This window comes from Psychrobacter communis (assembly GCF_014836505.1).
Classification (GTDB): Bacteria; Pseudomonadota; Gammaproteobacteria; order Pseudomonadales; family Moraxellaceae; genus Psychrobacter; species Psychrobacter faecalis.
Genome location: NZ_JACSQR010000086.1, coordinates 1 through 675 on the forward strand (window position 1 = coordinate 1; position 675 = coordinate 675).

The following is a 675-nucleotide window of genomic DNA, read 5'->3' on the forward strand; positions in this document are numbered from 1 at the left end:
AGAAGTGAAACATCATCGCGCCAATGGTAGTGTGGCTCCGGCCATGTGAGAGTAGGTCATCGTCAGCTCTCTATTCCTGAATCGCCCCTCAACTTAATTGTTGAGGGGCTTTTCTTTGTCTAGCGGTTGAGGTTAGAAAACTATTTTACATATCCTAATACATAACTTAACAGCTATGTATTGTTGAGATGACTTATTAAAGCTATGATTATTACAGTTCATGTTATCGATGCAGGATTACTAGAGAAACATGGGCTTTTATAAATGAACTTAATATCATAAAAATTAATAATCACAAGGATGAGATGATTATGACTATTGCAAAGAATATTGAAGTAAGCAGCACATCAGAAACAAGTTTTGAAGACGCTATTCAAAAAGGCGTGGCGCGTATCGCCAAAACCGTTAACAATGTTCAAGGTGCTTGGGTAAAAGAGCAGAAAGTTGGTATTACCGATGGTAAGATTAATAAGTACCATGTCATTATGATTGTGAGCTTTGTCATTAATGAAGATACTGACCTTAGTTAATCATTATTAACAGTGCCAAATTACTTATAAACCTGATTTATTAAAAAATAAAAAGCCTGTGTATGCAGTAATGCCAGTCAGTTAAGGCAAAAACTCAATAAAAGTAATAAAATAGCCCATCTAATAAGTAGATGGGCTATTTTAC

Annotated in this window: 1 protein-coding gene; it reads left to right on the forward strand. The window is 35.0% G+C overall.

Annotated features, from left to right (window positions below):
- Positions 1 to 311 precede the first annotated feature (311 nt).
- Entirely contained in the window at positions 312 to 530 is a 219-nt protein-coding gene (locus H9653_RS12395; protein ID WP_105246437.1) for a dodecin family protein, read from the forward strand.
- The last annotated feature ends 145 nt before the right edge of the window (positions 531 to 675 follow it).